Source organism: Candidatus Brevundimonas colombiensis, assembly GCA_029202665.1.
Taxonomy (GTDB): Bacteria; Pseudomonadota; Alphaproteobacteria; order Caulobacterales; family Caulobacteraceae; genus Brevundimonas; species Brevundimonas colombiensis.
Map to the genome: position 1 here is coordinate 1,835,660 of CP119326.1, position 25,837 is coordinate 1,861,496.

Annotated in this window: 33 protein-coding genes; 30 read left to right on the plus strand and 3 right to left on the minus strand. The window is 68.0% G+C overall.

The window, feature by feature from the left end:
* Positions 1 to 177: 177 nt before the first annotated feature.
* The 11 genes from P0Y50_08705 (at position 178) to P0Y50_08755 (ending at position 13,420) form a co-directional block, all read left to right on the plus strand.
* A complete protein-coding gene (locus tag P0Y50_08705; GenBank protein WEK38631.1) occupies positions 178 to 654 on the plus strand; it encodes a division/cell wall cluster transcriptional repressor MraZ in 477 nt (158 codons plus the stop codon).
* Entirely contained in the window at positions 651 to 1,634 is a 984-nt protein-coding gene (gene rsmH, locus P0Y50_08710; protein WEK38632.1) for a 16S rRNA (cytosine(1402)-N(4))-methyltransferase RsmH, read from the plus strand. The genes P0Y50_08705 and rsmH overlap by 4 nt, the downstream gene beginning before the upstream one ends.
* Positions 1,631 to 2,092 carry a cell division protein gene (locus P0Y50_08715; protein ID WEK38633.1) on the plus strand — a complete coding sequence of 154 codons (462 nt, stop codon included), beginning with the start codon at positions 1,631 to 1,633 and terminating at the stop codon, positions 2,090 to 2,092. Before rsmH ends, P0Y50_08715 begins: the two co-directional genes overlap by 4 nt.
* Positions 2,089 to 3,873, plus strand: a complete 1,785-nt coding sequence (locus tag P0Y50_08720; protein ID WEK38634.1) for a penicillin-binding protein 2 — start codon at positions 2,089 to 2,091, stop codon at positions 3,871 to 3,873. Before P0Y50_08715 ends, P0Y50_08720 begins: the two co-directional genes overlap by 4 nt.
* Positions 3,870 to 5,327, plus strand: a complete 1,458-nt coding sequence (locus tag P0Y50_08725) for a UDP-N-acetylmuramoyl-L-alanyl-D-glutamate--2,6-diaminopimelate ligase (GenBank protein ID WEK38635.1) — start codon at positions 3,870 to 3,872, stop codon at positions 5,325 to 5,327. The genes P0Y50_08720 and P0Y50_08725 overlap by 4 nt, the downstream gene beginning before the upstream one ends.
* Positions 5,320 to 6,738, plus strand: a complete 1,419-nt coding sequence (murF, locus tag P0Y50_08730; protein WEK38636.1) for a UDP-N-acetylmuramoyl-tripeptide--D-alanyl-D-alanine ligase — start codon at positions 5,320 to 5,322, stop codon at positions 6,736 to 6,738. Before P0Y50_08725 ends, murF begins: the two co-directional genes overlap by 8 nt.
* A gap of 9 nt (positions 6,739 to 6,747) precedes the next feature.
* Complete coding sequence (gene mraY, locus P0Y50_08735; GenBank protein ID WEK38637.1) at positions 6,748 to 7,857, plus strand: phospho-N-acetylmuramoyl-pentapeptide-transferase; 1,110 nt, start codon at positions 6,748 to 6,750, stop codon at positions 7,855 to 7,857.
* Between the two features lie 133 nt (positions 7,858 to 7,990).
* Positions 7,991 to 9,379, plus strand: a complete 1,389-nt coding sequence (murD, locus tag P0Y50_08740) for a UDP-N-acetylmuramoyl-L-alanine--D-glutamate ligase (GenBank protein WEK38638.1) — start codon at positions 7,991 to 7,993, stop codon at positions 9,377 to 9,379.
* Entirely contained in the window at positions 9,376 to 10,551 is a 1,176-nt protein-coding gene (locus tag P0Y50_08745; protein ID WEK38639.1) for a putative peptidoglycan glycosyltransferase FtsW, read from the plus strand. The genes murD and P0Y50_08745 overlap by 4 nt, the downstream gene beginning before the upstream one ends.
* Positions 10,552 to 10,965: 414 nt before the next feature.
* Complete coding sequence (murG, locus tag P0Y50_08750; GenBank protein ID WEK38640.1) at positions 10,966 to 12,057, plus strand: undecaprenyldiphospho-muramoylpentapeptide beta-N-acetylglucosaminyltransferase; 1,092 nt, start codon at positions 10,966 to 10,968, stop codon at positions 12,055 to 12,057.
* 187 nt (positions 12,058 to 12,244) lie between these two features.
* The gene (locus P0Y50_08755; protein ID WEK38641.1) at positions 12,245 to 13,420 is read left to right on the plus strand and encodes a mechanosensitive ion channel family protein; all 1,176 of its coding nucleotides are present in this window, start codon (positions 12,245 to 12,247) and stop codon (positions 13,418 to 13,420) included.
* Here the strand turns inward: P0Y50_08755 and P0Y50_08760 are convergent.
* The 3 genes from P0Y50_08760 to P0Y50_08770 form a co-directional block, all read right to left on the minus strand.
* A complete protein-coding gene (locus P0Y50_08760; protein WEK38642.1) occupies positions 13,341 to 13,688 on the minus strand; it encodes an endonuclease domain-containing protein in 348 nt (115 codons plus the stop codon). The two genes, P0Y50_08755 and P0Y50_08760, sit on opposite strands and share 80 nt — an antisense overlap.
* A gap of 722 nt (positions 13,689 to 14,410) precedes the next feature.
* Positions 14,411 to 14,836: a hypothetical protein gene (locus P0Y50_08765; GenBank protein ID WEK38643.1), complete on the minus strand. Its 426-nt coding sequence runs from the start codon at positions 14,834 to 14,836 to the stop codon at positions 14,411 to 14,413.
* A 12-nt stretch (positions 14,837 to 14,848) separates the two neighbouring features.
* On the minus strand, positions 14,849 to 15,520 hold the full coding sequence (locus P0Y50_08770; GenBank protein WEK38644.1) for a S24 family peptidase: 672 nt from the start codon (positions 15,518 to 15,520) through the stop codon (positions 14,849 to 14,851).
* Positions 15,521 to 15,848: 328 nt separating this feature from the next.
* On the opposite strand from P0Y50_08770, the gene P0Y50_08775 reads away from it, so the two are divergent.
* The 19 genes from P0Y50_08775 to P0Y50_08865 all read left to right on the plus strand — a co-directional run bounded on the left by P0Y50_08775 (position 15,849) and on the right by P0Y50_08865 (position 25,732).
* Positions 15,849 to 16,739 carry a ParB/RepB/Spo0J family partition protein gene (locus P0Y50_08775; GenBank protein ID WEK38645.1) on the plus strand — a complete coding sequence of 297 codons (891 nt, stop codon included), beginning with the start codon at positions 15,849 to 15,851 and terminating at the stop codon, positions 16,737 to 16,739.
* Entirely contained in the window at positions 16,736 to 16,957 is a 222-nt protein-coding gene (locus P0Y50_08780) for a hypothetical protein (GenBank protein ID WEK38646.1), read from the plus strand. Before P0Y50_08775 ends, P0Y50_08780 begins: the two co-directional genes overlap by 4 nt.
* The gene (locus tag P0Y50_08785; protein ID WEK38647.1) at positions 16,954 to 17,190 is read left to right on the plus strand and encodes a hypothetical protein; all 237 of its coding nucleotides are present in this window, start codon (positions 16,954 to 16,956) and stop codon (positions 17,188 to 17,190) included. Before P0Y50_08780 ends, P0Y50_08785 begins: the two co-directional genes overlap by 4 nt.
* A 55-nt stretch (positions 17,191 to 17,245) precedes the next feature.
* Complete coding sequence (locus P0Y50_08790) at positions 17,246 to 17,491, plus strand: hypothetical protein (protein ID WEK38648.1); 246 nt, start codon at positions 17,246 to 17,248, stop codon at positions 17,489 to 17,491.
* A complete protein-coding gene (locus tag P0Y50_08795; GenBank protein ID WEK38649.1) occupies positions 17,484 to 17,957 on the plus strand; it encodes a hypothetical protein in 474 nt (157 codons plus the stop codon). The genes P0Y50_08790 and P0Y50_08795 overlap by 8 nt, the downstream gene beginning before the upstream one ends.
* Positions 17,954 to 19,936 carry a transposase domain-containing protein gene (locus P0Y50_08800; protein WEK38650.1) on the plus strand — a complete coding sequence of 661 codons (1,983 nt, stop codon included), beginning with the start codon at positions 17,954 to 17,956 and terminating at the stop codon, positions 19,934 to 19,936. Before P0Y50_08795 ends, P0Y50_08800 begins: the two co-directional genes overlap by 4 nt.
* Positions 19,937 to 20,017: 81 nt before the next feature.
* Positions 20,018 to 20,980, plus strand: coding sequence for an AAA family ATPase (locus P0Y50_08805; GenBank protein ID WEK38651.1), 963 nt, complete (start codon positions 20,018 to 20,020; stop codon positions 20,978 to 20,980).
* Between the two features lie 11 nt (positions 20,981 to 20,991).
* Positions 20,992 to 21,387, plus strand: a complete 396-nt coding sequence (locus P0Y50_08810; GenBank protein WEK38652.1) for a hypothetical protein — start codon at positions 20,992 to 20,994, stop codon at positions 21,385 to 21,387.
* Entirely contained in the window at positions 21,387 to 22,064 is a 678-nt protein-coding gene (locus P0Y50_08815) for a DUF3164 family protein (protein ID WEK38653.1), read from the plus strand. Before P0Y50_08810 ends, P0Y50_08815 begins: the two co-directional genes overlap by 1 nt.
* Positions 22,061 to 22,399 carry a hypothetical protein gene (locus P0Y50_08820; protein ID WEK38654.1) on the plus strand — a complete coding sequence of 113 codons (339 nt, stop codon included), beginning with the start codon at positions 22,061 to 22,063 and terminating at the stop codon, positions 22,397 to 22,399. The genes P0Y50_08815 and P0Y50_08820 overlap by 4 nt, the downstream gene beginning before the upstream one ends.
* Positions 22,399 to 22,626, plus strand: a complete 228-nt coding sequence (locus P0Y50_08825) for a hypothetical protein (protein ID WEK38655.1) — start codon at positions 22,399 to 22,401, stop codon at positions 22,624 to 22,626. The genes P0Y50_08820 and P0Y50_08825 overlap by 1 nt, the downstream gene beginning before the upstream one ends.
* Positions 22,623 to 23,132, plus strand: a complete 510-nt coding sequence (locus P0Y50_08830; protein WEK38656.1) for a hypothetical protein — start codon at positions 22,623 to 22,625, stop codon at positions 23,130 to 23,132. The genes P0Y50_08825 and P0Y50_08830 overlap by 4 nt, the downstream gene beginning before the upstream one ends.
* The gene (locus P0Y50_08835) at positions 23,129 to 23,389 is read left to right on the plus strand and encodes a hypothetical protein (GenBank protein ID WEK38657.1); all 261 of its coding nucleotides are present in this window, start codon (positions 23,129 to 23,131) and stop codon (positions 23,387 to 23,389) included. Before P0Y50_08830 ends, P0Y50_08835 begins: the two co-directional genes overlap by 4 nt.
* Entirely contained in the window at positions 23,386 to 23,781 is a 396-nt protein-coding gene (locus P0Y50_08840; GenBank protein WEK38658.1) for a helix-turn-helix domain-containing protein, read from the plus strand. The genes P0Y50_08835 and P0Y50_08840 overlap by 4 nt, the downstream gene beginning before the upstream one ends.
* Positions 23,778 to 24,305, plus strand: a complete 528-nt coding sequence (locus tag P0Y50_08845; GenBank protein WEK38659.1) for a hypothetical protein — start codon at positions 23,778 to 23,780, stop codon at positions 24,303 to 24,305. Before P0Y50_08840 ends, P0Y50_08845 begins: the two co-directional genes overlap by 4 nt.
* Positions 24,302 to 24,586: a hypothetical protein gene (locus tag P0Y50_08850; protein ID WEK38660.1), complete on the plus strand. Its 285-nt coding sequence runs from the start codon at positions 24,302 to 24,304 to the stop codon at positions 24,584 to 24,586. The genes P0Y50_08845 and P0Y50_08850 overlap by 4 nt, the downstream gene beginning before the upstream one ends.
* Positions 24,583 to 25,101: a regulatory protein GemA gene (locus tag P0Y50_08855; protein ID WEK38661.1), complete on the plus strand. Its 519-nt coding sequence runs from the start codon at positions 24,583 to 24,585 to the stop codon at positions 25,099 to 25,101. Before P0Y50_08850 ends, P0Y50_08855 begins: the two co-directional genes overlap by 4 nt.
* The gene (locus P0Y50_08860; protein ID WEK38662.1) at positions 25,101 to 25,313 is read left to right on the plus strand and encodes a hypothetical protein; all 213 of its coding nucleotides are present in this window, start codon (positions 25,101 to 25,103) and stop codon (positions 25,311 to 25,313) included. Before P0Y50_08855 ends, P0Y50_08860 begins: the two co-directional genes overlap by 1 nt.
* Positions 25,310 to 25,732, plus strand: a complete 423-nt coding sequence (locus P0Y50_08865) for a helix-turn-helix domain-containing protein (protein ID WEK38663.1) — start codon at positions 25,310 to 25,312, stop codon at positions 25,730 to 25,732. Before P0Y50_08860 ends, P0Y50_08865 begins: the two co-directional genes overlap by 4 nt.
* Positions 25,733 to 25,837: the final 105 nt, after the last annotated feature.

The window sequence follows — 25,837 nt, forward strand, 5'->3', positions numbered from 1 at the left end:
TTATGGCCGTGTTCACGTCGCCACACGTCAAAACATGGTTAAATCTTAGTCTCAATCCCATTGAGACCCATTTCATCCCATGCTATCCCAGGATCATGATTTGGGGCTGATAAGGCGTGCGCGGCGGGCGTTCGTCAGGCATCTAGGGACGGGCCGAAGGGTCCGATTGGGCAGGGCGTGTTTCTCTCGACCTACGAGAAGCAGCTGGATGGCAAGCGCCGTCTCCTGATCCCCAACGATTTCCGCACGGCTGAAAACGGCGCCGCCGGCGGCGTCTTCATCTTCCCATCCATTGAGGCCGACTGCCTGGAAGCGGGCGGCGACCGCCTGTTCGCCGTCTATGCCGAGATGATCGAGGCGCTGCCGTTCGGATCCGAAGAACGTTCGGCCCTGGAGTGGCAGGTCATGGGCGAACAGGTGCGCCTGGCCTATGATTCCGGCGGCCGCATCACCTTGCCTGAGGCCCTGTGCGCCGAGGCGGGTCTGGACGAGACTGTCGTCATCGTCGGCCTGAACGACCGCTTCCAGATCTGGTCGCGCGAGAAATGGGCGGCCCGCCGCGCCGAACAGCGCGCCCTGGCCAAGGCCGGCATGGCCCAGATCGGCGCCCTGAAGCTGCAGGCCCAGATGAAGCTGGCGGGAGGCGGGTCGTGACCGAAGCGCCCTACGCTCCCAATCCTCACGCTCCGGTCCTGCTGGCCGAGGTGATCGAGGCTCTGTCGCCCGCGCCCGGCGGCGTGGTGATTGACGCCACCTTCGGCGCCGGCGGCTATACCCGCGCCATCCTGAAGACCGGCGCCCGGGTCGTCGCCCTGGATCGCGATCCGACGGTTCAGCCGCACGCCGAGGCCGTGGCCAAGGACTTTCCCGGCCAGTTCCAGCTGATCCGCACGCCTTTCTCGGGTCTGGCCCAGGCTTTCGCCGACAGCGGCGAGGCCCGTCTGGACGGCGCCGTCTTCGATATCGGCGTCTCCTCGATGCAGCTGGATCAGGCTGAGCGCGGCTTCTCCTTCATGCGCGACGGTCCGCTGGATATGCGGATGTCCGATGAGGGGGCGACCGCCGCCGACATCGTCAACACCTGGGATCACGGCCCGCTGGCCCATATCTTTAAACTGTATGGCGAGGAGCGTCAGTCGGGCCGCGTCGCCACCGCCATCCTGCGCCGTCGCGTCGAGCAGTCCTTCACCCGCACGCTCGATCTGGCCGAGGTCGTCGAAAAGGCCCTGGGCGGCCGTCGCGGCGCGCCCATCCATCCGGCGACGCGCGTGTTCCAGGCGCTGCGGATCGCCGTGAACGATGAACTGGGCGAGCTGGAGCGTGGTCTGGAAGCCGCCGAGGCGACCCTGGCCCCCGGCGGGCGTCTGGCCGTCGTCACCTTCCATTCGCTGGAAGACCGCATCGTCAAGGCCTTCCTGACCGAGCGGACGGGCAATGCCCCCGCCGGATCGCGCCACGCGCCCATGGCCGTCGATCCGCGCAAGCCCAGCTTCACGCTGCAGTTCAAGGGCGCGCGCGAGGCGGGCGACCAGGAACGTTCGACCAATCCCCGCGCCCGCTCGGCCAAGCTGCGGGCCGCCGTCCGCACCGACGCCCCGGCCTGGGGCGCCATCAGCGGGAGAGCGGCGGCATGACCACGGCGCCCTTCTTCACCTATTCCCGCTCGGCCCTTCAGCGTCTGTTCGACTGGAAGGTGCGCGGCGTGCGCTGGATCGAGATCGTCGGCGTGGCCCTGGTCGCGATCATGATCGTGTCGGTCTATGCCGCCAAGGCCGCCGCCGCGCGCGAAAGCAGCCGCATCGCCCAGCTGGAGCAGGACATCCGCGAGAATGGCCAGCGGGTCCGCCTGCTGCGCGCCGAGGTCGCCCGTCTGGAGCAGCCCGCCCGGCTGGAGGCTCTGTCGCGCCAGATCGGCATGGGTCCGGTCGATGTCCGTCGCCAGGCCGAGGAGGGGGGGCTGACCGCGCTGAAGCCGACCGCCTCCGCCGCCAAGCCTGCGCCTGCGCACGCGCCTGCGCCTGCGCCTGCGCCCGCCGCTCCCGCCATATCCGACGACGCCGCGCCCACGCCCGCTCATGAGGCGCTGCAATGAGCGTTCAGGACCATCGCTATCACCGCCCCGCGCCGGGCGGCGACTTCCAGGAGCGGCTGCAGGGCCGCCTGTCGCCGTTCTGGCGCTGGCTGTCGGAACTGGTCTGGCGGCTGGAGCACGGGTTCGAACGGGCCCGCGCCGACGCCCGGCCGGAAGAGGACACGCGCGTCCGCATCTTCCTGATCCTGACGGTGTTTTCGTGCGTCTTCGCCGGGCTGGCGCTGGGCGCCTCCTACAAGGCGCTGCTGGCGCCCGGCGGCGGACGCGGCGCGGGTCTCAATCCCGACGCCCTGGTGCGCGGCGATCTGACGGACCGCAACGGCGAACTGCTGGCCAGCAACATCGTCCACTACGGCCTCTATATCGACCCGGCCGAGATCTGGGATCGCGACCTGGCCTATCGCCAGATCCGCCGCGCCCTGCCGCGCATCTCCAGCGACCGGCTGAAGCGGGTTCTGGCCGGCGATCGCCGTCTGATCGCCCTGACCGGCCTGACGCCGCAGGAGAAAGCCGCCGTCCACGACCTGGCCCTGGGCGGCGTGACCTTCGAGCCTGAGGATCGGCGCGCCTATCCGCTGGGAACCTCGGCCGTTCATCTTATCGGCGACGCCGATACGGGCGGGCAGGGGGTGTCCGGCGCCGAACTGGCCTTCAACGACGAAATCCGCGCGGCGGGTCAGCGGGGCGAGGCCTTCCCCCTGTCCATCGACCTGCGCGTCCAGGGCGTGCTGGAAAACGAGCTGGCCGCCGCGGCGATCAAGGCCCAGGCCAAGGGCGCCGTGGGCATCGTCACCGATGTCCAGACCGGCGAGGTGCTGGGCATGGCCTCCTGGCCGACCTTCAACTCGGCCAATCGCGGTGCGGCGCCCGATGGCGCGACGCTGAATCGCGCCGTCTCGGGCCATTACGAAATGGGGTCGGTGTTCAAGACCTTCACCATCGCCGCCGGTCTGGACACCGGCCGGGCCGACATGAACACCCTGTTCGACGCCTCCCAGGTCTTCCAGATCGGCGATCGCAAGATCAAGGACTTCCACGCCCAGAACCGGGTGATGACGCTGGAGGAAGTCTATCTGCACTCCTCCAACATCGGCACCTCGCAACTGGCCTTGCAGATGGGCCCGGATGTGATGCGCAGCTATTTCCAGCGTTTCGGCCTGCTGGACGCCGCCCGGATCGAACTGAAGGAATCGGCCAGGCCGGTCGCCCCGCGTCGCTGGGACAACTCGACCCTGGCGTCGCTGTCGTTCGGCTATGGCATCATGATCACCCCGGCCCAGATGGTCCAGGCCATGGGCGCCCTGACCAACGGCGGGCGGATGATCCCGCTCAGCTTGCGCAAGGGTGGCGCCCGTAACGTCCAGCCCCAACAGGTCGTTACCGAGGAGACCTCGCGCGCCATTCTAGACCTGATGCGTCGCAATGTGGTCAAGGGTTCGGGCGGCTTCGCCGATGCGCCCGGCCTCAGGGTCGGCGGCAAGACAGGTTCCGCGAACAAGCTGGTCGGCGGTCGCTACGACCCCAGCCACGCGCTCGGCTCCTTTGCGGCGGTCTTCCCCGTCGACGGCCCGCTGAACGGCAAACGCTACGCCATTTTCATCCTGATGGATGAGCCGGGGAGCTACCCCAAGACCGGCGCCTATGTCGCGGCGCCGGCCGTTCGCAACATCGCCGACCGCATCGCGGGTTTCCTCGGCGTGGAACGGCGCGAGGACCGCTGGCGCACCGCCATGGGCGAGAAGGTTCCGGCCTATCAGGACGTGGCGGGGGACGGACTGTGAGCGCGCTTCACCTGTCCGATCTGCTGCGCCGCGACGTGGCGTCCGATCCCGTCATCACCGGCGTCACCGCCGACAGCCGCAAGGTCGCGCCCGGCGCCCTGTTCGTGGCTCTGCCCGGCAGCGTCGCCGACGGCCGCGCCTTTATCCCCCAGGCCCTGGCCCAGGGCGCGGCGGCGGTTCTGGCCCCGACCGATACGCCCGATGGGGCGGCCCCGGTTCTGGTCACTTCGGGCGACGTGCGCCGCGCCTACGCCCTCGCCGCGCGCGGTTTCTACGGCGCCCAGCCCAAGACCTGCGTGGCCGTGACCGGCACCAACGGCAAGACCTCGGTCGCCGCCTTCTGCCGCCAGCTCTGGGCCGGGGTCGGCCACAAGTCCGCCAGCATGGGCACCCTGGGCGTCGTCGGTCAGAAGGGCGACAAGACCTACGCCCTGACCGGTCCCGGCCTGACCAGTCCCGACGCCGCCGAGGCCGCGCGCCTGATGGCCGAACTGGCCAGGAAGGACGTCACCCACGTCGCGCTGGAGGCCTCGTCGCACGGCATCGACCAGCGCCGGCTGGACGGCGTGGCGCTGAAGGCCGCCGCCTTCACCAACCTGACCCAGGACCATCTCGATTATCACGGCACGATGCAGGACTATCGCGCCGCCAAGATGCGTCTGTTCGAGGCCCTGCTGCCGCGTGGCCGCACCGCCGTCCTGAACGCCGATTCCGACGCCTATTCCGCCTTCGCTTCGGCCTCCATCATGGCCGGCCTGGGGGTGATGGCGGTGGGCGAGCGGGGCCGCGACCTGACGCTGATCGGCCGCAAGGCGACGCCTGAGGGTCAACGCCTGACCCTGGACGTGCGCGGCCAGGTCCGCGACATCCTGCTGCCGCTGGCCGGGGCCTTCCAGGCGTCCAACGCCCTGGTGGCGGCGGGCCTGTGCATCGCCGCGGGCGACGCCCCCGACGCCGTGATCGGCGCGCTTGAAGGTCTGACGGGCGCGCAGGGGCGGCTGCAGCGCGTCGGCGCCGAACAGCGGCGGGGCGAGGTCTATGTCGACTACGCCCACACGCCCGACGGTCTGGAAACGGTGCTGAACGCCCTGCGTCCCCATGCGACCGGCCGTCTGATCGCGGTGTTCGGCGCGGGCGGCGACCGGGATCGCGGCAAACGCCCCCTGATGGGCGCCATCGCCGGGCGTCTGGCCGACGTCGCCATCGTCACCGACGACAATCCCCGGTCCGAAGACCCCGCCGCCATCCGCGCCGAGGTCCGCGCCGGTTGCCCGGATGCGCTGGAGATCGGCGACCGCCGCGCCGCCATCGCCGCCGCCGTCGAAATGATGCGCGAAGGGGATGTGGTGGTCATCGCCGGAAAAGGGCATGAACAGGGTCAGATCGTCGCGGGCGTGACCCACCCCTTCGACGACGCCGCTGTCGCGTCCGAGGCCCTGTCGTTGAATGCCTGATACATCCGCCCGCCCGCTCTGGACGGCCGCCGAAGTCGCCGCCGCCACGGGCGGCGTGCTGCACGGCGACGACCGCCCGATCACGGGCGTCACCTACAACAGCCGCGAGATCGCCCCCGGCGACCTGTTCCTGGCGCTGAAGGGCGCCCGCGACGGGCATCAGTTCACAGCGGACGCCTTCGCCGCCGGGGCCGCGACCGCCCTGGTCGACCATCCGGTCGAGGGCGGACCCTGTGTCGTTGTGCCGGACACCCTGCATGGGCTGGAAGCACTGGGCGTCGCCGCCCGCGAACGCGCCCCCCATGTGAAGCGCGGCGCCGTCACCGGCAGCGTCGGCAAGACCAGCGTCACTCAGGCGATCAAGGCGGGCCTCGATCTCGCCGGTCCTGCTCACGGCTCGATCAAGAGCTATAACAACCATATCGGCGTGCCGCTGACCCTGGCCCGGATGCCGGTCGAGACGCGGCGCGCGATCTTCGAGATCGGCATGAATGCGCCGGGCGAGATCGCGCCCCTGTCGCGCTTCGTCGCCCCCCACGCCGCCTGCGTCACCACCGTCGGCCCGGTCCATATCGAGGCCTTCGCCGACGGCGAGGCCGGGGTGGCGCGCGAAAAGGCGGCCATCTTCCAGGGGCTGGTCCCCGGCGGAACCGCCGTGGCCAATGGCGACGTGGCCTTCGCCGGGGTTCTGGCCCAGGCCGCCCGCGCGGCGAACGCCCGCCTCGTCGTCTTCGGGACCCAGGCCGGCCACGACGCCCGCCTGCTGGACTTCCGGCCTGACGCGGAGGGGGCGACGGTCGCGGCCGAGCTGTTCGGTCGGCCGCTGCAATATCGCCTGGCGCAATCGGGCGCCCACTGGGGCCTGAACAGCCTGTGCGTCCTGGCCATGCTGGACGCGCTGGACGTGCCGCTGGAAACGGGGCTTCAGGCCCTGGCCGACTTCCAGCCCCTGGCCGGTCGGGGCCAGACGCGCCAGGTGGCCTTGGGCGACGGCGCCTTCACCCTGATCGACGAAAGCTATAACGCCAATCCCCTGTCGATGACCGCCGGGTTCAAGAGCCTGGGCGCCCGCGCCGTCTCGGGTCGCCGCGTCGTGGTCCTGACCGACATGCTGGAGCTGGGCGACCAGAGCCGCAGCCTGCATGAGGGTCTGGCCGGTCCCATCGACGCGGCGGGCCTGGACCTGGTCCACGCCGCCGGGCCGCAGATGCGCTGGCTCTATGACGCCCTGCCGGTGTCGCGTCGCGGCCTGTGGCGCGACACCGCCGCCGAACTGGCTGTGGAGGCCGCCCTTCTGGTCGCGCCCGGCGACGTGGTCATGGTCAAGGGTTCGAACGGCTCCAGGGCCTCGCTGGTGGCCAAGGCGCTGGCGGATTTGCAATACCGCGACACGGCGCCCGCGACGCGATAGGGGACACCCATGTTTTACCTGCTCTACCTCTATTACGCCGATGTCGCGCACCAGTATCCGCTGCTGAACCTGGTCCAGTACCAGACGGTGCGTATGGCCCTGGCCCTGGCCACGGCCATGATCGTGGCCGTCGCCATGGGCAGCCGCTTCATCAACTGGATCCGCGCCAAACAGGGCCGGGGCCAGCCGATCCGCGACGACGGCCCCGTGTCGCACCTGTCCAAGGTGGGCACCCCCACCATGGGCGGGCTGATGATCCTGGCCGGGATCGGGGTGGCGGTGTTCCTGTGGGGCGACCTGACCAACCCCTATATCTGGATCGTGTCGGGCGTCACGGCGGCGTTCGGCGTGCTGGGCTTCATCGACGACTACGCCAAGGTGACGAAACAGACGTCTGCCGGCCTGACCTCCAAACAGAAGCTGTTGGCCCAGACCGTCGTCGCCGTGGTCGCGGGCGTGCTGACGGTGCTGTGGATGACCCGTTCGCCGACCTCGCCGGGGCTTGAGACCTCCATCGCCTTCCCCTTCTTCAAGGCTGTGCTGTTGAACATCGGCTGGTTCTATGTGGCGTTCGCGGCTTTCACCATCGTCGGCTTCTCCAATGCGGTGAACCTGACGGACGGGCTGGACGGTCTGGCGACGGTGCCGGTGATGATGGCGGCGGGCGCCTTCGGGGTGATCTCCTATCTGGCCGGCAACTTCGTCTTCGCCCAGTATCTGCAGGTTCACCATGTGCCCGGGGCGGGCGAGCTGGCCATCTTCTGCGCCGCCATCATCGGCGGGGGCGCGGGCTTTCTGTGGTATAACGCCCCGCCGGCCAAGATCTTCATGGGCGACACCGGCTCCCTGGCCCTGGGCGGCGCGCTGGGCGCCATCGCCGTCACCACCAAGCACGAGCTGGTGCTGGGCATCGTCGGCGGCCTGTTTGTCGCCGAGGCCGCTTCGGTCATGATCCAGGTCGGCTATTACAAACTGACCAAGAAGCGCATCTTCCTGATGGCGCCGGTCCACCACCATTTCGAGAAGATGGGCTGGCCGGAATCCACCGTCGTCATCCGCTTCTGGATCATCGCCGGCGCCCTGGCCCTGATCGGCCTGTCCACGCTGAAACTGCGTTGAATACGCACCACAAATCGTCATCCTCGGGCTCGACCCGAGGATCGGGCGCCGATCGGGTCGTGCGCCTGGACGGTCGCCTGTGCGGCGGACGGTTCGATCCTCGGGTCGAGCCCGAGGATGACGGAGCGTCGGCATGATCGCCGTTCCCGGTTTCGAGGGCAGGCGGGTTGCGGTTTTCGGCCTGGGACGGTCGGGGATCACGGCCGCGCGCGCGCTTCAGGCCGGGGGCGCCCTCCCCATCCTGTGGGATGACGGCGTCTCGGGCAGGATGCAGGCCGAGGCCGAAGGGTTTCAGGTCCAGGACCTGACCGCCGCCGACTGGTCCGGTTTCTCCGCCCTGGTCCTGTCGCCCGGCGCGCCCCTGACCCACCCGAAACCGCATTGGACGGTCGAGCGCGCGCATCAGGCGGGCGTGCCCGTGATCGGCGACGTCGAACTGTTCGCCCGCGCCCTGGCCGCGCGTCCCAAGGACCAGCGGCCTCGCGTCGTCGCCATAACCGGCACCAACGGCAAGTCCACCACCACGGCCCTGATCGGCTGGGTGCTGAAGTCCGCCGGCCTGACGGTCCATGTCGGCGGCAATATCGGCATCGGCGTCCTGGCCCTGCCCGAACCGACGCCCGACGCCGTCTATGTGATCGAGATCTCCAGCTATCAGCTGGATTTGACCACGAGCTTCGCCCCCGACGTCGCCATCCTGACCAACATCAGCCCCGACCACCTGGACCGCCACGGCGGCATGGAGGGCTATGTGGCGGCCAAGCGCCGGATCTTCGCCCATCAGGCGCCCGATGCGGTGGCGCTTATCGGCGTGGACGAGGACTGGGGCAGGGGGATCGCGTCCCAACTGTCCCAGCGCGTGATCGCGGTCTCCACCATCCCTTCTCCCCCAAGGGGAGAAGGATACGTCGCGCAGGCCGGCGCCCTTTGGAAAGACGGCGAACACATCGCCGACCTCACCCCCGCCCGTTCGCTGCCCGGCCGGCACAACGCCCAGAACGCCGCCTTCGCCTATGCCGCCGCCCGCGCGCTGGGCGTCTCCCACGCCGCCGCCGTCAAGGGCCTTCTCACCTTCCCTGGTCTGGCCCATCGTATGGAGACGGTGGCTCGGGTCGGCGCCGTGCGTTTCGTCAACGATTCCAAGGCCACAAACGCCGATGCGGCCCGTCAGGCCCTGTCCAGCTATCCCTCCGTCTTCTGGATCGCCGGCGGCGTGCCCAAAGCGGGCGGCATCGACGATCTGGCCGACCTGTTCCCGCGCGTGAGCAAAGCCTATCTGATCGGACAGGCGGCCGACGCCTTCGCCGCGACCCTGGGCGCTGCGCCCCACGTCATCTCTCAGACTCTGGACGCCGCCGTCGTCGCCGCCGCCGCAGACGCCGCAGCCGCCGGGGGCGAGCAGGTCGTCCTTCTGTCTCCCGCCTGCGCCAGTTTCGACCAGTTCGCCGATTTCGAGGCGCGGGGCGAGGCCTTCCGCGCCGCCGTGCAGACCCTGGCGTCCACCCCGGAGAGCGCCGCATGAGCGCCCCTTACACCCCCGCCTTCTCCCGCAACGACCAGAGCCTGATCGCGCGCTGGTTCTGGACCGTGGATCGCGGCCTGCTGGGCGCGGCCCTGGCCCTGATGGCGCTGGGCGTCTCGCTCAGTTTCGCCTCCAGCCCCGCCGCCATCCTGGCCGATGAATCGATCACCGACCCCTTCCACTATTCCTGGCGGATGATGGTCTTCGCCGGCGTCGGCCTGACGGTCATGCTGACCACCTCGCTGATGTCGCCGCGCGGGGTGCGCCGGATCGCGGTCCTGGCCCTGTTCGGCGCCATCGTCGTCATGGCCGCCCTGCCGTTCATCGGCGACACGGTGAAGGGCGCCGCGCGCTGGGTGAACCTGGGGCCGTTCAGCCTGCAGCCGTCCGAGTTCGCCAAGCCCGGCCTGATCGTCTTCGCCGCCTGGATGTTCGCCGAGGCGCAGAAGGGCCAGGGCGTGCCGGGCGTCACCATCGCCTTCGGCCTCTACGCCCTGACCGTCTGTCTGCTGCTGATTCAGCCGGACATCGGCCAGACCCTGCTGATCACCACCACCTTCATGGCCGTCTTCTTCATGGCGGGGGTGCCGTTCAAATGGATGGCGGTCCTGGCCAGTCTGGGCATGGCGGGGCTGGTCTCGCTGTATTTCGTCTTCGGCCATATGCGCGACCGCCTCAGCCGCTTCTTCTCGCCCGAGACCACCGACACCCACCAGATCGACAGCGCCTCCCAGGCCATTCGCGCCGGCGGCCTGCTGGGACGCGGGGTGGGCGAGGGGGTGATGAAGCGCCACGTGCCCGACCTGCACACCGACTTCATCTATTCCGTCGGCGCCGAGGAGTTCGGCCTGGTCCTCAGCCTGATCATGATCGGCCTCTACGCCTTCATCGTCGTGCGCGGGATGCGCCGGGCCATGAAGCTGACCGACCCGTTCGAACAGACGGCGGCGGCGGGCCTGTTCATGCTGATCGGGCTTCAGGCCTGCATCAACGTCGCGGTGAACCTGAACCTGATCCCGACCAAGGGCATGACCCTGCCGTTCATCAGCTATGGCGGCTCGTCCATGCTGGCCATGGGCCTGACCATGGGCTTCGCCCTGGCCCTGACGCGCCGCCGTCCCGGCGCCTACGAACCAGGCGCCAGCCTGACGATGGGCCGGCGGCTCATTTAAACTTCGTCATCCTCCGGCAAGCCGCTTGCGGCGCAGACCGGGGGACCCAGCGGCGCGCGATAGCGCGAACCTGTCGCCGAAAGGGTGACCAGGACAGTGTGCGGCAGACGCATCGCCTTCGGCGCCGCTGGGTCCCCCGGTCTCGCTCCGCTCGCCGGAGGATGACGAAAGTGGAACATCCATCATTCCTCTTTGAAAAGAGACAGGCTTGGACAATGTCTTAGGCTGAACCAGCGACCGTCTCCTGCCCACACCCCAAAACCGTGCGATCCTGCGGCCGATCCCTTCCGCCTCGACCGCCCATCGCCGATTTCAGACGAATTGCACGATTCAGACGGTGTTTTTCACGCCCCGCCGTCTGGATTTCAGACGAAGTGCACTATTCAGACTCTCTTTTTTCGGAGCGCCCGCCCCATGTCCAAGCTCTGCGTCGTCGCCGCCGGCGGCACCGGCGGCCATATGTTCCCGGCCGAGGCCCTGGCGCGCGAGATGGCGTCGCGGGGCTGGCGCGTGGTGCTGGCCACCGACCATCGCGGCGAGCAATACGCCCAGGACTTTCCCGCCGAAGAGCGGCTGGCGCTGGATGCGGCGACAGGCTCTGGGCCGCTGGGCCTGATCAAGGCGGGTGTGACGATCTTCAAGGGGGTGATGCAGGCGCGGGCGGCGTTCGATCGGCTGGGCGCCGATGTCGTGGTGGGCTTCGGCGGCTATCCTTCGGCGCCCGCGCTGGTGGCGGCGGTGACGTCGCAGCGCCCGACCGTGATCCATGAGCAGAACGCGGTCCTGGGCCGCACCAACCGTATTCTGGCGCCCTATGTGAACCAGGTCGCCTCGTCCTTTCCGACGCTGGAGCGGGCGCCGGCCAGGGTGCAGGGCCGGTCGCACGTCGTCGGCTCGCCCGTGCGCGCCGAAATCCGCGCCCTGTTCGATCGCCCCTATGTCGCGCCGGTCGACGGCGGCCCCATTCATCTGCTGGTCACGGGCGGCAGCCAGGGCGCCCGCATCCTGTCCGAGACCACGCCCCGCGCGCTGGCCGCCCTGCCGGAACCCTTGCGTCGTCGCCTGAAGATGCAGCAGCAGTCGCGGCCCGAGACCCTGGAGGCCGCGCAGCAGATCTATCTGGACGCGGGGATCGAGGCCGAGGTCGCGCCCTTCTTCCGCGACATGGCCCAGCGGCTGTCGGCCGCCCATCTGGTCGTGGGCCGCTCCGGCGCCTCCACCTGCGCCGAACTGGCCGTCGCCGCCCTGCCGTCCGTCCTGATCCCGCTGAAGATCGCCACCGACGATCACCAGCGCCTGAACGCCAAGGCTCTGGTCGATGCGGGCGCGGCCGAGGTGATCCTTGAGGACGACCTGAGCGTCGACCGCCTGTCCTCGACCCTGACCGCCGTCCTGTCCGATCCGGCGCGCCTGTCGGCCATGTCCGCCGCCGCCCGCTCCGTCGCCATCCCCGACGCTGCCCAGCGCCTGGCCGACCTGACCGAGGCGACGGCGGGGCGCACCTGATGTCTCCTCCCCACTTGTGGGGAGGGGGACCGCGTAGCGGTGGAGGGGCTCTTGAAGTCCCACAGACGCCTGCGGTGCGGTGAAGAACCCCTCCGTCACGGCGCGAAGATGCGCCGCGCCACCTCCCCATCGCTGCGCGACAGGGAGGAGACTTCAACTCTTGCGACCCTGATGCGTTAGCCTTCCCATGCCGCCCGAAATCATCGCCCTGACCCGCCAAGTCCGCGCCCTGTGGCATCGGTTCGACTGGTTGCCCGAATGGGCGGTGACCGGCCTGGTCCTGCTGGTCTTCGTCGGCGGCGGGTGGCTGACGCACAAGATCGCCTTCGCCATCCTGCGCCGCGTGGTCAGGACCAAGGACGTCTTCTGGCGCGGCGTGGTCGAGCGGGCGCGGATCAAGCTGCGCGTGCTGATCATCATCATCGGCGTCGGCATCGGCGTGACCGTCTCGCCGATGGCCCCGGCGCCGTCGGCGGACATCCGTTCGGTGCTGCTGTTCCTGTCCATCCTGACGCTGGGCTGGCTGGCGTCGGGGGTGCTGGACATGTGGTCGGTCATGCACCTGAAGCGGTACAATATCGCCGTCGAGGATAATCTGCTGGCCAGGAAGCACCTGACCCAGACCCGCATCCTGCAGCGGGTGGCCAAGGTGATCCTGTTCATCGTCACCGTGGGCCTGGCCCTGATGACCATTTCGGGCTTTCGCCAGTGGGGCGTCAGTCTGCTGGCCTCGGCGGGGGTGGTCGGCATCATCGCCGGCCTGGCGCTGCAACCCATCCTGACCAATATGGTGGCGGGCATCCAGATCGCCCTGACCCAGCCGATCCGCATCGACGACGCCGTCATCGTCGAGAAGGAGTGGGGCAATGTCGAGGAGATCACCGCGACCTATGTGGTGGTCAAGCTGTGGGACTGGCGCCGGATGGTGCTGCCCCTGTCCTATTTCATCACCACGCCCTTCCAGAACTGGACGCGCGAGAACGCCCGCCTGATCGGCGTGGCCTTCTTCTACGTCGATTACGAGGCGCCGGTGGATCAGTTGCGCGTCGCCTACGAAGGCATTGTCCAGGCGTCGAAACACTGGGACGGCGACGTCCAGGTCATGCAGGTGACCGACATCACCGAACGGGTTCTGCAACTGCGCTGTCTGGCCAGCGCCCGGTCCGCCGGGGTGGCCTTCGATCTGCGCTGCGAAATCCGCGAGAAGCTGATGGCCTATATGCGCGATCACTGCCGCGAGGCCCTGCCGCGCGATCGTCTGGAATGGCCGCAGGGCGAGCCTGCTAGTCTCCCTCCCCGTCTCGGGGAGGGTGGCCGCGAAGCGGCCGGGTGGGGGCGGCCGCCGTCAACTCCCGAAGAATGAAGTCCATCACGTCCGGCAGGCGATCCCGAATATCCGAGGCTTCTATCCGCAGGGTCTTCAATCCGAACTGGGCCAGGGCGGCGTCCCGTCGCCGGTCCCAGTCGCCCCGTCCCTCGTGCGAACCGCCATCGACCTCCGCCGCCAGGCCGCGTCCCAGGCAAACGAAGTCTAGGTAGTAGCCAAGCAGAGGGTGTTGGCGGCGGAAATGAAACCCTTGCTTTCGTAGGTCCCGCAAGGCCAGCCACAGCCGGGCCTCTGGCGGGGACATGGCCTTCCGCATCGCTCTGGCCTTTGCGATCCTCGCCATTCTGGGCCGCCCCCACCCGGTTGTTAGGGGACATTAGAAACTAGAAGGGCGGGATACGGCGGGATTGGCCGGGACTGGGTGGGATGAACCCAAGCCCCATAAGGGTTTCGACCAAAAAAATTTGTCGGCAGGCGGCGGCGAGCGGTGTCTAACATGATGGTTGATTTAGACACTGACCGACCACTTGAACCTAGAAAAAATTTGTCGGAGGCGGCGGCGTCGTAAGCGTCTTCAGAAATCCCTTAGAGGGTTGCCGAAGGGGCGTTTGAGCGCCCTTAAAGCCCGTCCTTGCTGGGGCGGGCTTCTTTAATGGGGCGTCGGGTTCGGCGGCGGTGGTCATTGCGAGGCGGGTGATCGCTGCGCGCCAGCTGTTGGAACGCGGGGCGGAAGTGGGACCAGGCGGTCCCAGTTCGGTGTGAACCGGGCGATATCGGCCCCGCCTGGGTTTAGGGCGGAAAGCGGCCTGCGTGGCGGGGCATGGAAGTGGGACCGTTTTTACGGCTGGTCTGACGCCGGCTCCAAGGCGGCGAGGACGGTCTTTTCGTCCTCTGCAACTAGGCAACTGAGCGCGCCCCCGAGGAAGATACGCGTGGCGCCGTCTTCAGTCGCGGCGAAGGCCTGGACCCGCGCTGCGCGGATGCGGACGGGCAGCCCCGTTTCTGGTTGGGTGAAGCGCGCGAACATCAGGGACGCACCGCTTCTGTGATCTGGGCCGCCTGTCCGCGAGCCTGGGCGAGGTCAGTCGGGGAAAGCCGCTCGCATTGGACGCGATACATGCCGTCGTCATCATAGGTCGAAGTGGCCGGGCGGTTGGCGATCGCGACGATCCGCCAGGCGCAGCCCGCGACGGCATCCTTGACGATCCAAGGCGCGTCGTTGGTGAAGGCTTCGGAGACGTTGCGCTGGGCCTGATAGTCGCCGGCCATGGCCTTCGTCATCTCACCCGGCAGGGTGGCGTGATCGTATTCGCAAGCCCTGCCAGGGTCAGGGGTTGGACACGACTTCAGCGTCACCGTCTCCGCGATGTCGCCCGTTTTCGCCGGAGCGGTTGCCTGGCTGCATGCTGACAGCAGCAACATGGGGGCGATCAGGAAGCGGATGCGGGCCATGGCGGAGCGCCCCTAATAGATGTTGAAGCCGCCAAGGGCGCGGCCGAGGATGGCGAACTGTTCAAGGTCGTGACCCTGTAGAACCTCGGGTTCATAGCGCGGGTTTTCCGAGATGACCTCGACGCCGTCAACGCCTAGGCGGCGCAGACGTTTGATGCGCAGTTCCTCGCCAAGCCGGAAAGCGAAGACGCCCTCGCGAAGGCGAGTATCCCGAATATCGACGAGGACGCTGCTTTCGTCAGAAATCAGCGGCTCCATACTGTCACCTTCGGCCATGACAAATCGCAGGCCTTCGGCATTCGCCATGCCCATGATCTGAAGCATCTCCCGCGTCATCGGAACGACGCCGATCTGCTTTGCCAGTTCTGTGATCGAGCCTGCCCCAGCCGCCAGACGAACGTCGAGCAGCGGAATATCAACATAGCCGAACGGCCCCGAGTTTGGCTTGCCGTCTCCGGTCGCCAACCATTCCAAGCTCACGCCTAGCACCTTAGCGATCCGCGCAAGCTTGAATGCGCCTGGTTCGCTTCGGCCCTTCAGCAACTGATTGAACCCGCTCAGAGACATGTCCGCGCGCTTGGCCACCAGCGTCTGAGGCACTGCACCCATAGCCGAGCGGAGGCGATCCGCGAAATCGGAATACGGCCCTGCAATATCGTCATCAACCACGTTGACCGACTCCAAATACCGGATTACTGTCCGTTAAAACGTAGATACCTACGACGTAACGGATTTCGCTAATGCATTGCGAAGACATCAAGTCTGAACTCCGAAAGCGATATGGATCGCTCGCCTCGTTCTCGGAGCGCGTCGATCTTCCGCGCGGGCTTGTCAGCGACACCTTGCGAGGCCGCCGTTCCTCCCGTGCTGAAGCCGCGATCGCCGCCGCTCTGAATTTGCCGATCCATAAGGTCTTTCCGAAGCACTACGGCTTCAATGATTCGTCCCTGAAAGCGGACAATAGTCCGCTACAGCGTAGATCGCACCGTCTAACTGCGGAGGCGCGCTAGACATGGCGCGCGGTGACGAAGCGCCCATGACGGCCCAGGCCGCCGTGATGATCGACCCGCCAGCCGTTCGTTCGGTGGTCAGGGTCAAGATCGCCCAGATCGACGCCAGCGAACGACTGCGCGAAATCAGCGAAGCCCACGCCCAGGTCATCGCGGCTTCCATGCTGGAGCATGAGACGGCTGGCGGTCGTCGTCAGCTCCAAGCGGTCGAACTGGTCCAGCGAGGCGATGGCTATCGGCTGGTCTATGGCGCGCACCGTCTGCGCGCTCACCAGATCAACGGCTGGGAAGAGATCGACGCCGAGATCGTGACGCTGACCGACGCTGGTCTGCGCCTGCGCGAGATCGACGAAAACCTGATCCGTCACGAACTGACGGCACTGGATCGCGCGCGTTTCCTGTCGGAACGGAAACGGCTGTTTGAGGCGCTAAACCCGGCTGCAAAACGCGGCGGCGACCGCCGTTCGGACCAAACTGCCAACGTGGCAGTTTGGTCCTTCAGCGCCGACATCGCCGAAAAGACGGGCCTTTCTGAACGCACCGTCTTCCGCGCCGTGGCGTTGATCGAAAACCTCGCGCCCGCCGCGATCGCTCGGCTGCGCGACACACCCTTGGCGTCGAACCAGGCCGCCCTAGAGGCCCTGTCGAAACAACCGCATGAGCGGCAGTTGGCGGCGCTGGACCAGTTGTTCGCGGCCGAGAACCCGGCACCCTCGGTCAACGCCGCGTTCGACCGCCTGGACGGAAAGGCCGTGAAGCCAGCGGCCGAACTCTGGGCGACGAAGACCTTTGACCAGTTCAGCCGCCAGAGCGCCAAGACCAAGCGCGAGTTTCTGGACCTGCTGATGAAATCAGGCGCCTTTGAAGGCCATACGGCGGGGGCGTCGAAATGATGCCGCCACGCACCCTTGAGCCGTGGCAGCGAGCCGTCATCGGTTTCCTCAAGACGCCCATGCGCTTGCGTCGTGAACGCCGCAGCGAAAGCCAAAGCGCCCTCATTGAACTCGCCGCCGAATGGGGATCAGCGAGCGAAAAAGAGCGCCGCCTGTTTCTTGAAACACTGTCGAAATCGGACCTGCCGAAGGGCTGGACCGTGGAGAAAGGCCAATGAGCGCCGCACCCACCCGCGCCCAAAGCCTGGGCGTGAAGCCGGCGCAGATGCGCCGTGGCAGCGTCAGCCGGATCAACAAGGCCAAGGCGTCCCTGGTCGAGGTGATCGGCATCTGGGCCGACATCGACGAGGGCATGGTGGGCGAGGTCGAAAGCATGATCTCGCGCCTTGATGGCCTGAACGACAGCCTGGACGCCAGCGTCGAGCTGCTGCGCGAGGAGTGGCCCGAGTGATCCTCACCATCCTCCACACGATCATCCTGCGCCTGACGGGCAAGGAGCGCCTGCTTTGACCGACGCCATATCCATCCCGCGCGGCGGCATCGCAGTGCTGAACAACCTGCTGGCCCAGCGCTCGGCCTGGCATGGCTGGGAAGCCGGCCATCCAGCGCAGTCGCCCGAGGCGCAAGACGCCTTCACCGAACGCGCGCGGGCCATCACCGCCATGCGTGAGATCGGCCTGATCGACGAGAACGGCATGCTGACCGAGGCCGGCCGCATGACTGCTGAAGTCTGGAACCGGCGACATGCCTAAGCACCATCGCAAACGCCACCGCGAAGACCCGCGCCAGATGGCCCTGTCGTTCGATGCCCCGCCCCGCGTGACGCCGACCGAAGGGCTGCTCGCCGGCCTGGATACCTATGTCGCCGGTCTGGTGTCGCGGATCGTCCAGGACGACGCCCGATCGCAGGCCGAAGTCGCCGCCGCCATCTCGGCGGTGCTGGGGGACGATGTCTCGGTCGATATGCTCTACGCCTACGCCGCACCGGCGAAGACCAGCCACAACATATCGGTGGCGCGGTTCCTTGCGCTGATCGTCGCCACCAAACGCTCGGACGCCCTGGATGCCCTGGTGACCCGCATCGGCTGTCGGGTGCTGGAAGGCGAAGAGTTCGTGCTGGCCCAGCTCGGACACGTCCAGGCCGAGATGCGCCGGCTGCGCGCGATCGAGCGCGACCTGGTCGGCAAGGCCCAACCCTTCGAAGGGCGCACGGCATGAACGCGGTGTGGTGGACGGCGCAGGAACTGGCGATGCAGACCCTTCCGGGCCTGCCTTCGACCAAGCGCAAGATCAACGAGATGGCGGCGCAGCAGGGTTGGGCCGAGCGGACCAACGCGACGGGCGTTCGGCTGGCCCGTCCCCGCAAGGGACGCGGCGGCGGCCTGGAATATCACTACACCGTCCTGCCGGTTCCGGCCGTGGCGGCACTGGCGGCGCGGGGCCTGGTCATGAACCAGGGCGCACAGGCCGTCGTCGTCCCGGCCTCCGAGGCCTGGGCCGCGTTCGACGCCCTGCCTGACGACAAGAAGGCCAAGGCGCGGTTCCGCCTGGACGTGCTGCGCGAGATCGAAGCCCTGCGGACGGCGGGCGCCTCGGCGACAGGCGCCGTCGCCCATGTCGTCGCGCTGCACAAGGCGAAGGCCAGGGCCGGCGAAGGTGCGCAACACGACTTCAGCGCCGCCACCGTGGCTAACTGGAAGAAGGCCGTGCGCGGTCTGGCCAAGGGCGACTGGTTGCCCGCGCTGGCGCCACGCCACCAGGGCCGCACGGCGACGGCCGACTGCGATCCGAATGCCTGGGAGTTCCTGAAAAGCGACTACCTGCGCCTGTCGGCCCCGACCTTCGAGAGCTGCATGGAGCGGCTGTCGGACACGGCGGCGATGAACGGCTGGTCGATCCCGTCGCCGAAGACCCTGGCGCGCCGGCTGGAAAAGGAAATCCCCGAGCCTGTGCGCGTCCTGGCTCGCGACGGACTGGAAAAGCTGGAGCGCATGTTCCCGCCGATCATCCGCGATCGCAGCGAGTTCCATGCCCTTCAGGCCGTCAACGCCGACGGTCACCGCTGGGACGTGTTTGTTTCCTTCCCAGACAAACCGAAGCCGATGCGCCCGTTGATGCTGGCGATCCAAGACCTCTATTCGGGCAAAATCCTCGCCTGGCGCATCGCCGAAAATGAGGGTGCGGACACTGTCAGCCTGGCCTTTGGCGACCTGTTCCGCGACCACGGCGTCCCCGATCTGGTCTGGCTGGACAACGGCCGGGGCTTTGCGTCCAAATGGATCACTGGCGGGACGCCGACCCGTTTCCGGTTCAAGGTGAAGCCGTCCGATCCGGTCGGCGTCCTAACTGCGGCGGGCTGCGACGTGCGCTTCACACGGCCCTATTCAGGTCGTTCGAAGCCCATCGAACGGGCCTTCCGCGACCTTTGCGAACACGGCGCCAAGCATCCCGAGTTCCAAGGCGCCTACACCGGCAACAGCCCCATGGCGAAGCCCGAGGACTATGCCAGCCGCGCCGTGCCGCTGGACGTGTTCACGGCCGTGGTCAACGACGTGATCCGCCGCCACAACGCCCGCGTCGGTCGTCGGACGCGCGTCTGCCGGGGCGTCCTGTCGTTCGACCAGGCCTATCAGGCTTCGATCGCGACGGCGGTCATCACCCGCCCCACCGAGGCCCAGCTCCGCATGTGCCTGCTGGCTCATGAAAGCGTGACGGCCGACCGCCTGACCGGCGCGGTCAACCTGTTCGGCAATCGCTACTGGTCGGAGTTCCTGAGCGAGCATCGCGGCGAGAAGGTCGTGGTCCGCTTCGACCCCGACCGCCTGCATCAGGAGCCGGCGCACGTCTATTCGATGGGCGGCAACTACCTGGGCGCGGCGGAAATGCAGGAGGCGTCAGGCTTCTCCGACGCGACTGCCGCCCGTGAACACGGCCGGGTCAAGGCGGCCTGGCTGCGCTCGCAGAAGGACATGCTGGCGCTGGAGCGGCGGCTGTCGGCGGCCGATGTCGCGAACCTATTGCCCGATGTCGCCGAGGACGAGGACTTCACGCCCGAGCCGACCCGCGTCGTGCGGATGCTCGGCGGCCTGGCTGCGGCGCCGGTGGCGGCCCCGGTCGAGGCGTCGGCCCAGATCATGGATCGGTATGCGGAAGCCTTGGCGCGACAGCGCCCGGATCATCTGCGGCTGATCGAATGAAGACGGCCCGGCGGGGCTGCAACCCCGGCCGGGCCTGAACCCCGAGAACCAAAAAACCCGAGAGAACTGAGGAACCCTATCATGTCACCCAATCTAGGCAAAACCACCTTCACCGACGCTGAGATGGCGAAGCTGCGCCAGGACGTTGCGGCCTATATCGAGCGCAACGGAATGACCAAGCGCCAGTTCGCCGCCGACGCCGATGTGGCTGAAGGCACGTTCGGCCCCTGGCTGAACGGTCAGTATGCCGGGAACAACGACACGGTCGCGGCAAAGGTCCACCGCCTGATCGTTAGCCGTGAAGAACAAGCCCGCCTGGTGGCGACCGTGCCGGAAGCCCCGTCGTGGCAACAGACCAAGACGGCCGTCAAAATCCTGACCGTCCTAGAGCATTGCCAGGTGTTCGGCGACATGGGCGTCCTCGGCATGGGGCCGGGCCTGGGCAAGACCCACACCATCGCGCAGTTCAAGGCGACGCGTCCGCGTGTCTGGACCGCCGCCATGTCGCCCAGCAGCCGGGGCGTTCCCAACGCCCTGGTCGCCATGCTTGAGGCCATGGGCGAAGACGAGGCCAAGGGAACGCCCCAGGCCCTGTCGCGCCGGGTTCAGAAGAAGGCCGGGCCGGGCGGCTTGATCGTGATCGACGAGGCCCAGCACCTGTCGCAACAAGCGGTTGACGAGTTCCGGTCGATCCATGACCGCACGGGCGTCGGCCTGGTCTTCTCGGGCGACGAGAGCGTGTTTCAGCTGTTCGACGGGACGCGCCGCGCCGCCTTCGCCCAGTTCCATTCGCGCATCGGCATCCGTCACCGTCAGTCGCGCCCCTATGCCGAGGACGCCGAAATCCTGGCGATCGCCCACGGCGTCACGGACGGGCCGTCGATCAAGCTGCTGCGCGACATGGCGCAGAAGCCGGGCGCCCTGCGCGGCGTGACCAAGACCCTGCTGCTGGCGCGACGGATGGCGGCGATGACCGACACGCCGATGTCGCCCGCCGTGATCCGTGAAGCCTGGGCGCAGCGCGCGCCGGACATGGCCGCGTGAGGGCCGCCCCGATGATCGTTCACGCCCTTCACCCCTTGGACGCCCTGCTGGCCGAGATCGGCGCCCTGGTTCGCCGGGGCCGCCACGGCAGCCTGGACGAGGCCGAGTTCGCCTTGCGCGTCGGCCGCATCCGCCAAGCCATCGTCGCCGCCGATCTGGACCGCGACGGACGGCTGCGCGACCGCCTCGATCTGCTGGTCCGCGCGACCGAGGACCAAAGCCTGACGCGCGACTGGTTCGACCAGATCATGGGTTCGCTGCGCGACCGCGTCGCCTTCGCCCGCGATGGGCTGAAGCCCGATCCCAGACGCCTCGGCGAGAACCGCGCGGGCCGTCGCTACGGCGGCCTGACCGTTTTTGACGGCGGCCGCTGCCACACCCCTCAAGACCACGAAAGGAGCCTGTAATGGCCGACCCAACCTCAGAGACCTACGCGCCGCCAAACGCCCAGGAGGTCAACGGCAAGACCTTCATCCCCGACCCCAAGGGCGCCCTGGTCCCGATCGAGACCGTCAAGCCGACCGATCTGTTGGTGGACGAGACGGTTCGCCGGGTCATGTATCTGGCCCACGACACCCACGGCCAAATCGCCAAGCTGAAGGCCTATACGCTGGAAGCCGTGTCGGCTGTGTTGGCCCTGCTGGACCAGGAACACGGCGTGAAGCTGGGCGGGGCGAAGGGCAACGTCACCCTGACCACCTTCGACGGCACCCAGAAGGTGCAGCTGGCGATCGCGGACCAGATCACCTTCGGTCCCGAACTTCAGTCGGCGAAGAAGCTTGTCGATGAATGCCTGGTCGAGTGGTCCACGGACAGCCGCCCCGAGCTTCAGGCCATCGTTCAGCGCGCCTTCAACACGGACAAGGAAGGCCTGGTGAACCGGGCCGAATTGTTCGGTCTGTTGCGGCTTGAGATCGCCGACGATCGCTGGAAGCGCGCCATGAAGGCGATCAAGGAGAGCATCCGGGTTGAAGGGACAAAGGAATACGTCCGCTTTTATCGGCGGCCCCACGCGCGCGCGGCTTGGTCGGCGGTCACAATCGATGTGGCCTCGGCCTCGATCATCGACGGGGTGGCGGCATGACCTCGCCGCTGGAGCATCCCGTCGTCGCTGAACCGCACGATGGCATCTTGTGGAAGGTGCTGGCCGAGATCGCGGCCGAGCGTCAGCGCCAAGTCGCACTTGGCCACTCGCTGGTTCTGGACGACGCCTATATCGATCGCGAACTGGCGCGCGCGGCTGGGGCCTACGCCCTGGACGCGGCCGGCCAGACCCACGCCTCGCTCTATTGGCCGTGGCCCGGTCACAGCTGGCAGCCCGGCGATCAGCGCCGTGATCTAGTCCGTGCGGCGGCCTTGGCCGTGGCCGAGATCGAGCGGCTGGACCGCGAGGCGGCGGTTGCGGAGGGCCTGGCCTGATGCTGCCCCCCGAAACCGTCCTGCTGATCCGGGCCAACGCGCTGATGCACACGCGCCGGGAAGTCCTGGCCGACTTCGAAGCCGAGACTGTGCGAGAGGCGCATGACCGCGTCGTCCTCGGACGCGGCGTCCTCTCGGCCGGGGAAGCTCGCGTGGTCGGCGACGCCCTGGCCGCCATGGTCGCCGCCCCACGCCAAGACCTGACGGCGGCGGGGATGGCGGCATGAGCCGCGCCCCCGCCGTGCCTGCGGCCGTCCAGGCGGCGTTCGACCGCTTCTGGGCGGCCTATCCGCCCCGCCGCGACAATCCGAAGAAGCCGGCGTTGAAAGCCTTCGTCCAGCTGGTGACGGACGGGGCAGAACCGGAGGCGCTGGTCCGTGCGGCCGGCGCCTTCGCGGCCCATGTGAAGTCCAAGGGGTTCGACGCCCAGTTCACGCCCCACGCCCGGACCTGGCTGGCGCAGGAGCGGTTCGAGGAATGGATGACGACGGAGGTTCCGGCCTCGGCCCAGCGCGCGGCTGGACCGAACCCTGAGCATCCGCTGGCCCCGCTGTATCCGCAGATCGGCGCGGCGGCCTGGGCGTCCTATGTCGCGCCGCTCACGATCACCATCAGCTTCCCCGGCGCCCGGATCGAAGCGCCGACGCGCACCGGCCTGGATCGGCTGCGGCAGAACTGGGGCCGCGAGATCGAGGCGCAGTTGGGGCGCGTGATGTGGGCGGTGCGGTCATGACCCGCCCCTGCCGCTTCCTGGTCGCCGCCGACGCGTATCAGACCGGCGTCGATATGCGCCGCCTGTCGCCGACCCCGGCGCCCGCCATGTTGTGCGTCTGGGCGCACTATCATCCCGACGCGGTCGCCAAGCTGGCAGACACGCCGCCCTGGCTGACGAAGGCGGCGCTGGCCGCCGATCTGTGGCGGCCCGGCCAGTGCGACCGTTGCCCCTGTTTCGAGGCGGGCGCAGCGATCGAACAGCCGAGGACGGCATGAGGCGCGTCCTGATCCGCACGGTCATCGAAACCGCCGCGCGCCTGGAAGGCCTGACGGTGGACGAACTGCTGGCGCGCGATCAGAGCCGCGCCATCGCCCGCCCACGCCAGCGCGCCATGTATGTGTCGCGCCAACTGCGCCCCGATGTGAGCCTGCCGCGCCTGGGTCGGATTTTCGGCGGTCGAGACCATACGACCGTGATCCATGCCATCGACAAGGTCGGTCAGCGCATCAGAGCTGATGCGGACGAAGCGCAAGCCGTGAACGGCCTGCTGGCCCTGGCGTCAGACGACGAGCGGGCCTGGCTGAATGCGGAGATCGTGACGGCCGAACACCACCTGGCGAACTGCCGGTCGCGTCTGGCCCTGCTGACCGGGGAGCGGTCGGCATGAACGCCTTGATTCCGGTCCATAGCCTGTCGGCCGACGAGATCGATCTGATGGCCCATGTCATCGGCGACCATCGGTTCGGTCAGCGCAACAGGCTGGCGATTTTGAACAGGCTCGATCCCATCTGGGCGACGGTCAGGGGCCTTGCTGTCCGTGGATTGCTGACCATCGAACAGCCCGCCTGGGGCACCGGCTGGATCGTATCGGTCAGCACAGCGGGCGCCCGCGAACTGGTCCGCGTTGGCGCCATGACCGTGGCGGACCTCGCCGTCGATGTCGATGTTTGGCTGGCGCGGCTGACGGGCCTCATTCGCTATCGCGAGGACTTGCTGGCGCGCTGGGGCGAAGCCTGCGCAGCCGACCTGTCATGCTGGGATGTGGCGCCCGACGAACCCTATGCCCGCGTCGCCGCTGCGATCCTGATCAAGCGCGGTCTGGTTGAGCAACGCGGGCCGGAAAGCCACCGCGAGGTTTCAAGCCTCGGCCCTGACGCCCTTCTTATCCGCGCCCTTGGAGCCGCCAAATGACCACCCGTAAACGCCGGAAGGCGACCCCGCGCGTCCAGACAAAACGCCTGCCCTGGGACGAACCGTTCTCCAAGCTCTTCCGCCTTTGCGGCGCAAACGGCTGGACACAGCCGAAGGACGTGCTGATCCGCGTCGGATCGAGGACTTGGAGCTATGTCGCCGACTTCACGGCAGACGACGGCGCCGTGTGGCGCGCAACGGTTCGGATCGATCCCGTTCGCAAAGCCGTCCTGGAAGAGAAGATCGAAGTTCGCTACGTCATGAAGGCGAAGGCGGCATGAGCCCGCGCGCCGCCATCGCCAAGGTGAAGATCGCCGCCAAAGAACTCGGGCTGGACGACGACACCTATCGCGCCATGCTGGCCCGGATCACGGGGCAGTCGTCCGCCGCCCATTGCAGCGAGGCGCAACTGGCCCGCGTCCTGGACGAGATGAAGGCCAAGGGGTGGAAGCCCCGCATCGTTCAGGGCGGTCGGAAGGGACCGCGCAGCAAGGTCCAGCCGGCGCAATCGCGCATGGCCAAGAAGGCGCGGGCCATGTGGATTTCGCTGCACCAGCTGGGCGCCGTGCGCGATCCGCGCGAAAGCGCCCTGGAAGCCTTCGGCCGGCGTCAGCTGGGCGTGGACAAGCTGGTCTGGGCCGACGAGGGCCAGGCCTATCGTCTGATCGAGGCGCTGAAGGCCATGGCCGAACGTGCCGGCTGGGGACAAGACCTATACCTGGTTCCGCGCGATCAGCACGTCGCCGTGCTGAAGGCCCGGCTGGAAGCTGCCCTGGCGGCGAGGCGCGCCGAGTGATGGCGGGCGGCCTGTTCGAATGGGAAGCGGTGCGGAGGGCTCAGGCCGCCGTCGCCGACGCCCATGCCCGACAGGCCGCCGCCCAACGCCGCGCGCTGTTCGCCCCGCATGGCGTCAAGCGTCAGCGCGAGGCCGATCTGAAGGCGGCCGTCGCCGCCGCCCTGAACGCCGAACTGGCCCTGAGCGCCGCGTGCCGCGAGGCCGAGGCATGAGCGCCGCCGAGCCGACCTGGGCCGACTGGCCCGAACTGCTGCAACGGGTGGCGGAATGCTGCGGCGCCGGTGTGGCCCTGCGCCTGGCCCGATCCTACGGCGGCCGCGAGATCTATATTCCGACGCCCGAAGCGATCGACGAGGGCCATCACCTGGCCGTCGCGCTGGGCCTGGCCTCGGCCCGGCAGATGGCGGACGCGCTGCGCGTCGGCAAATTGCTGGTTCCGATGGGGCCGACCTCGTCGCCCAAGCGTCGAGCGGCGGCCATTCGGCGGATGCGATCCGAAGGCGCCACCAATGCGGCGATCGCAAAAACGCTTGGCATCCACCTTCGGACTGTGGAAGTTCGCCAGCAGCGTGATCGCGAAGCCGGCCTGGCCATCCGCGACGACGACACCCTGGACCTGTTCGACCGCTGATTTCAGCCGTGACCCCGAAACCTTTCGGGGTGTGTTGAAGCCCGCTGATCCGGCTCTGTTCCCTTGCGTCCGCGCAGGGCGGCGCGTCAGCAGGGCTTCACCTTT

Bases quoted from the DNA above. Each gene is read 5' to 3' on its own strand.
- murF (WEK38636.1), top strand. From the start codon at position 5,320: ATGCCTGATACATCCGCCCGCCCGCTCTGGACGGCCGCCGAAGTCGCC.
- murD (WEK38638.1), top strand. From the start codon at position 7,991: ATGATCGCCGTTCCCGGTTTCGAGGGCAGGCGGGTTGCGGTTTTCGGC.
- P0Y50_08855 (WEK38661.1), top strand. From the start codon at position 24,583: ATGAGCCCGCGCGCCGCCATCGCCAAGGTGAAGATCGCCGCCAAAGAA.
- P0Y50_08865 (WEK38663.1), top strand. From the start codon at position 25,310: ATGAGCGCCGCCGAGCCGACCTGGGCCGACTGGCCCGAACTGCTGCAA.
- P0Y50_08840 (WEK38658.1), top strand. From the start codon at position 23,386: ATGAGGCGCGTCCTGATCCGCACGGTCATCGAAACCGCCGCGCGCCTG.
- P0Y50_08825 (WEK38655.1), top strand. From the start codon at position 22,399: ATGCTGCCCCCCGAAACCGTCCTGCTGATCCGGGCCAACGCGCTGATG.
- P0Y50_08830 (WEK38656.1), top strand. From the start codon at position 22,623: ATGAGCCGCGCCCCCGCCGTGCCTGCGGCCGTCCAGGCGGCGTTCGAC.
- P0Y50_08775 (WEK38645.1), top strand. From the start codon at position 15,849: ATGGCGCGCGGTGACGAAGCGCCCATGACGGCCCAGGCCGCCGTGATG.
- P0Y50_08835 (WEK38657.1), top strand. From the start codon at position 23,129: ATGACCCGCCCCTGCCGCTTCCTGGTCGCCGCCGACGCGTATCAGACC.
- P0Y50_08845 (WEK38659.1), top strand. From the start codon at position 23,778: ATGAACGCCTTGATTCCGGTCCATAGCCTGTCGGCCGACGAGATCGAT.
- P0Y50_08850 (WEK38660.1), top strand. From the start codon at position 24,302: ATGACCACCCGTAAACGCCGGAAGGCGACCCCGCGCGTCCAGACAAAA.
- P0Y50_08815 (WEK38653.1), top strand. From the start codon at position 21,387: ATGGCCGACCCAACCTCAGAGACCTACGCGCCGCCAAACGCCCAGGAG.
- P0Y50_08785 (WEK38647.1), top strand. From the start codon at position 16,954: ATGAGCGCCGCACCCACCCGCGCCCAAAGCCTGGGCGTGAAGCCGGCG.
- P0Y50_08805 (WEK38651.1), top strand. From the start codon at position 20,018: ATGTCACCCAATCTAGGCAAAACCACCTTCACCGACGCTGAGATGGCG.
- mraY (WEK38637.1), top strand. From the start codon at position 6,748: ATGTTTTACCTGCTCTACCTCTATTACGCCGATGTCGCGCACCAGTAT.
- P0Y50_08715 (WEK38633.1), top strand. From the start codon at position 1,631: ATGACCACGGCGCCCTTCTTCACCTATTCCCGCTCGGCCCTTCAGCGT.
- P0Y50_08720 (WEK38634.1), top strand. From the start codon at position 2,089: ATGAGCGTTCAGGACCATCGCTATCACCGCCCCGCGCCGGGCGGCGAC.
- P0Y50_08780 (WEK38646.1), top strand. From the start codon at position 16,736: ATGATGCCGCCACGCACCCTTGAGCCGTGGCAGCGAGCCGTCATCGGT.
- P0Y50_08860 (WEK38662.1), top strand. From the start codon at position 25,101: ATGGCGGGCGGCCTGTTCGAATGGGAAGCGGTGCGGAGGGCTCAGGCC.
- P0Y50_08810 (WEK38652.1), top strand. From the start codon at position 20,992: ATGATCGTTCACGCCCTTCACCCCTTGGACGCCCTGCTGGCCGAGATC.
- P0Y50_08800 (WEK38650.1), top strand. From the start codon at position 17,954: ATGAACGCGGTGTGGTGGACGGCGCAGGAACTGGCGATGCAGACCCTT.
- P0Y50_08820 (WEK38654.1), top strand. From the start codon at position 22,061: ATGACCTCGCCGCTGGAGCATCCCGTCGTCGCTGAACCGCACGATGGC.
- P0Y50_08765 (WEK38643.1), bottom strand. From the start codon at position 14,836: ATGGCCCGCATCCGCTTCCTGATCGCCCCCATGTTGCTGCTGTCAGCA.
- P0Y50_08760 (WEK38642.1), bottom strand. From the start codon at position 13,688: ATGTCCCCGCCAGAGGCCCGGCTGTGGCTGGCCTTGCGGGACCTACGA.
- P0Y50_08745 (WEK38639.1), top strand. From the start codon at position 9,376: ATGAGCGCCCCTTACACCCCCGCCTTCTCCCGCAACGACCAGAGCCTG.
- P0Y50_08755 (WEK38641.1), top strand. From the start codon at position 12,245: ATGCCGCCCGAAATCATCGCCCTGACCCGCCAAGTCCGCGCCCTGTGG.
- P0Y50_08795 (WEK38649.1), top strand. From the start codon at position 17,484: ATGCCTAAGCACCATCGCAAACGCCACCGCGAAGACCCGCGCCAGATG.
- murG (WEK38640.1), top strand. From the start codon at position 10,966: ATGTCCAAGCTCTGCGTCGTCGCCGCCGGCGGCACCGGCGGCCATATG.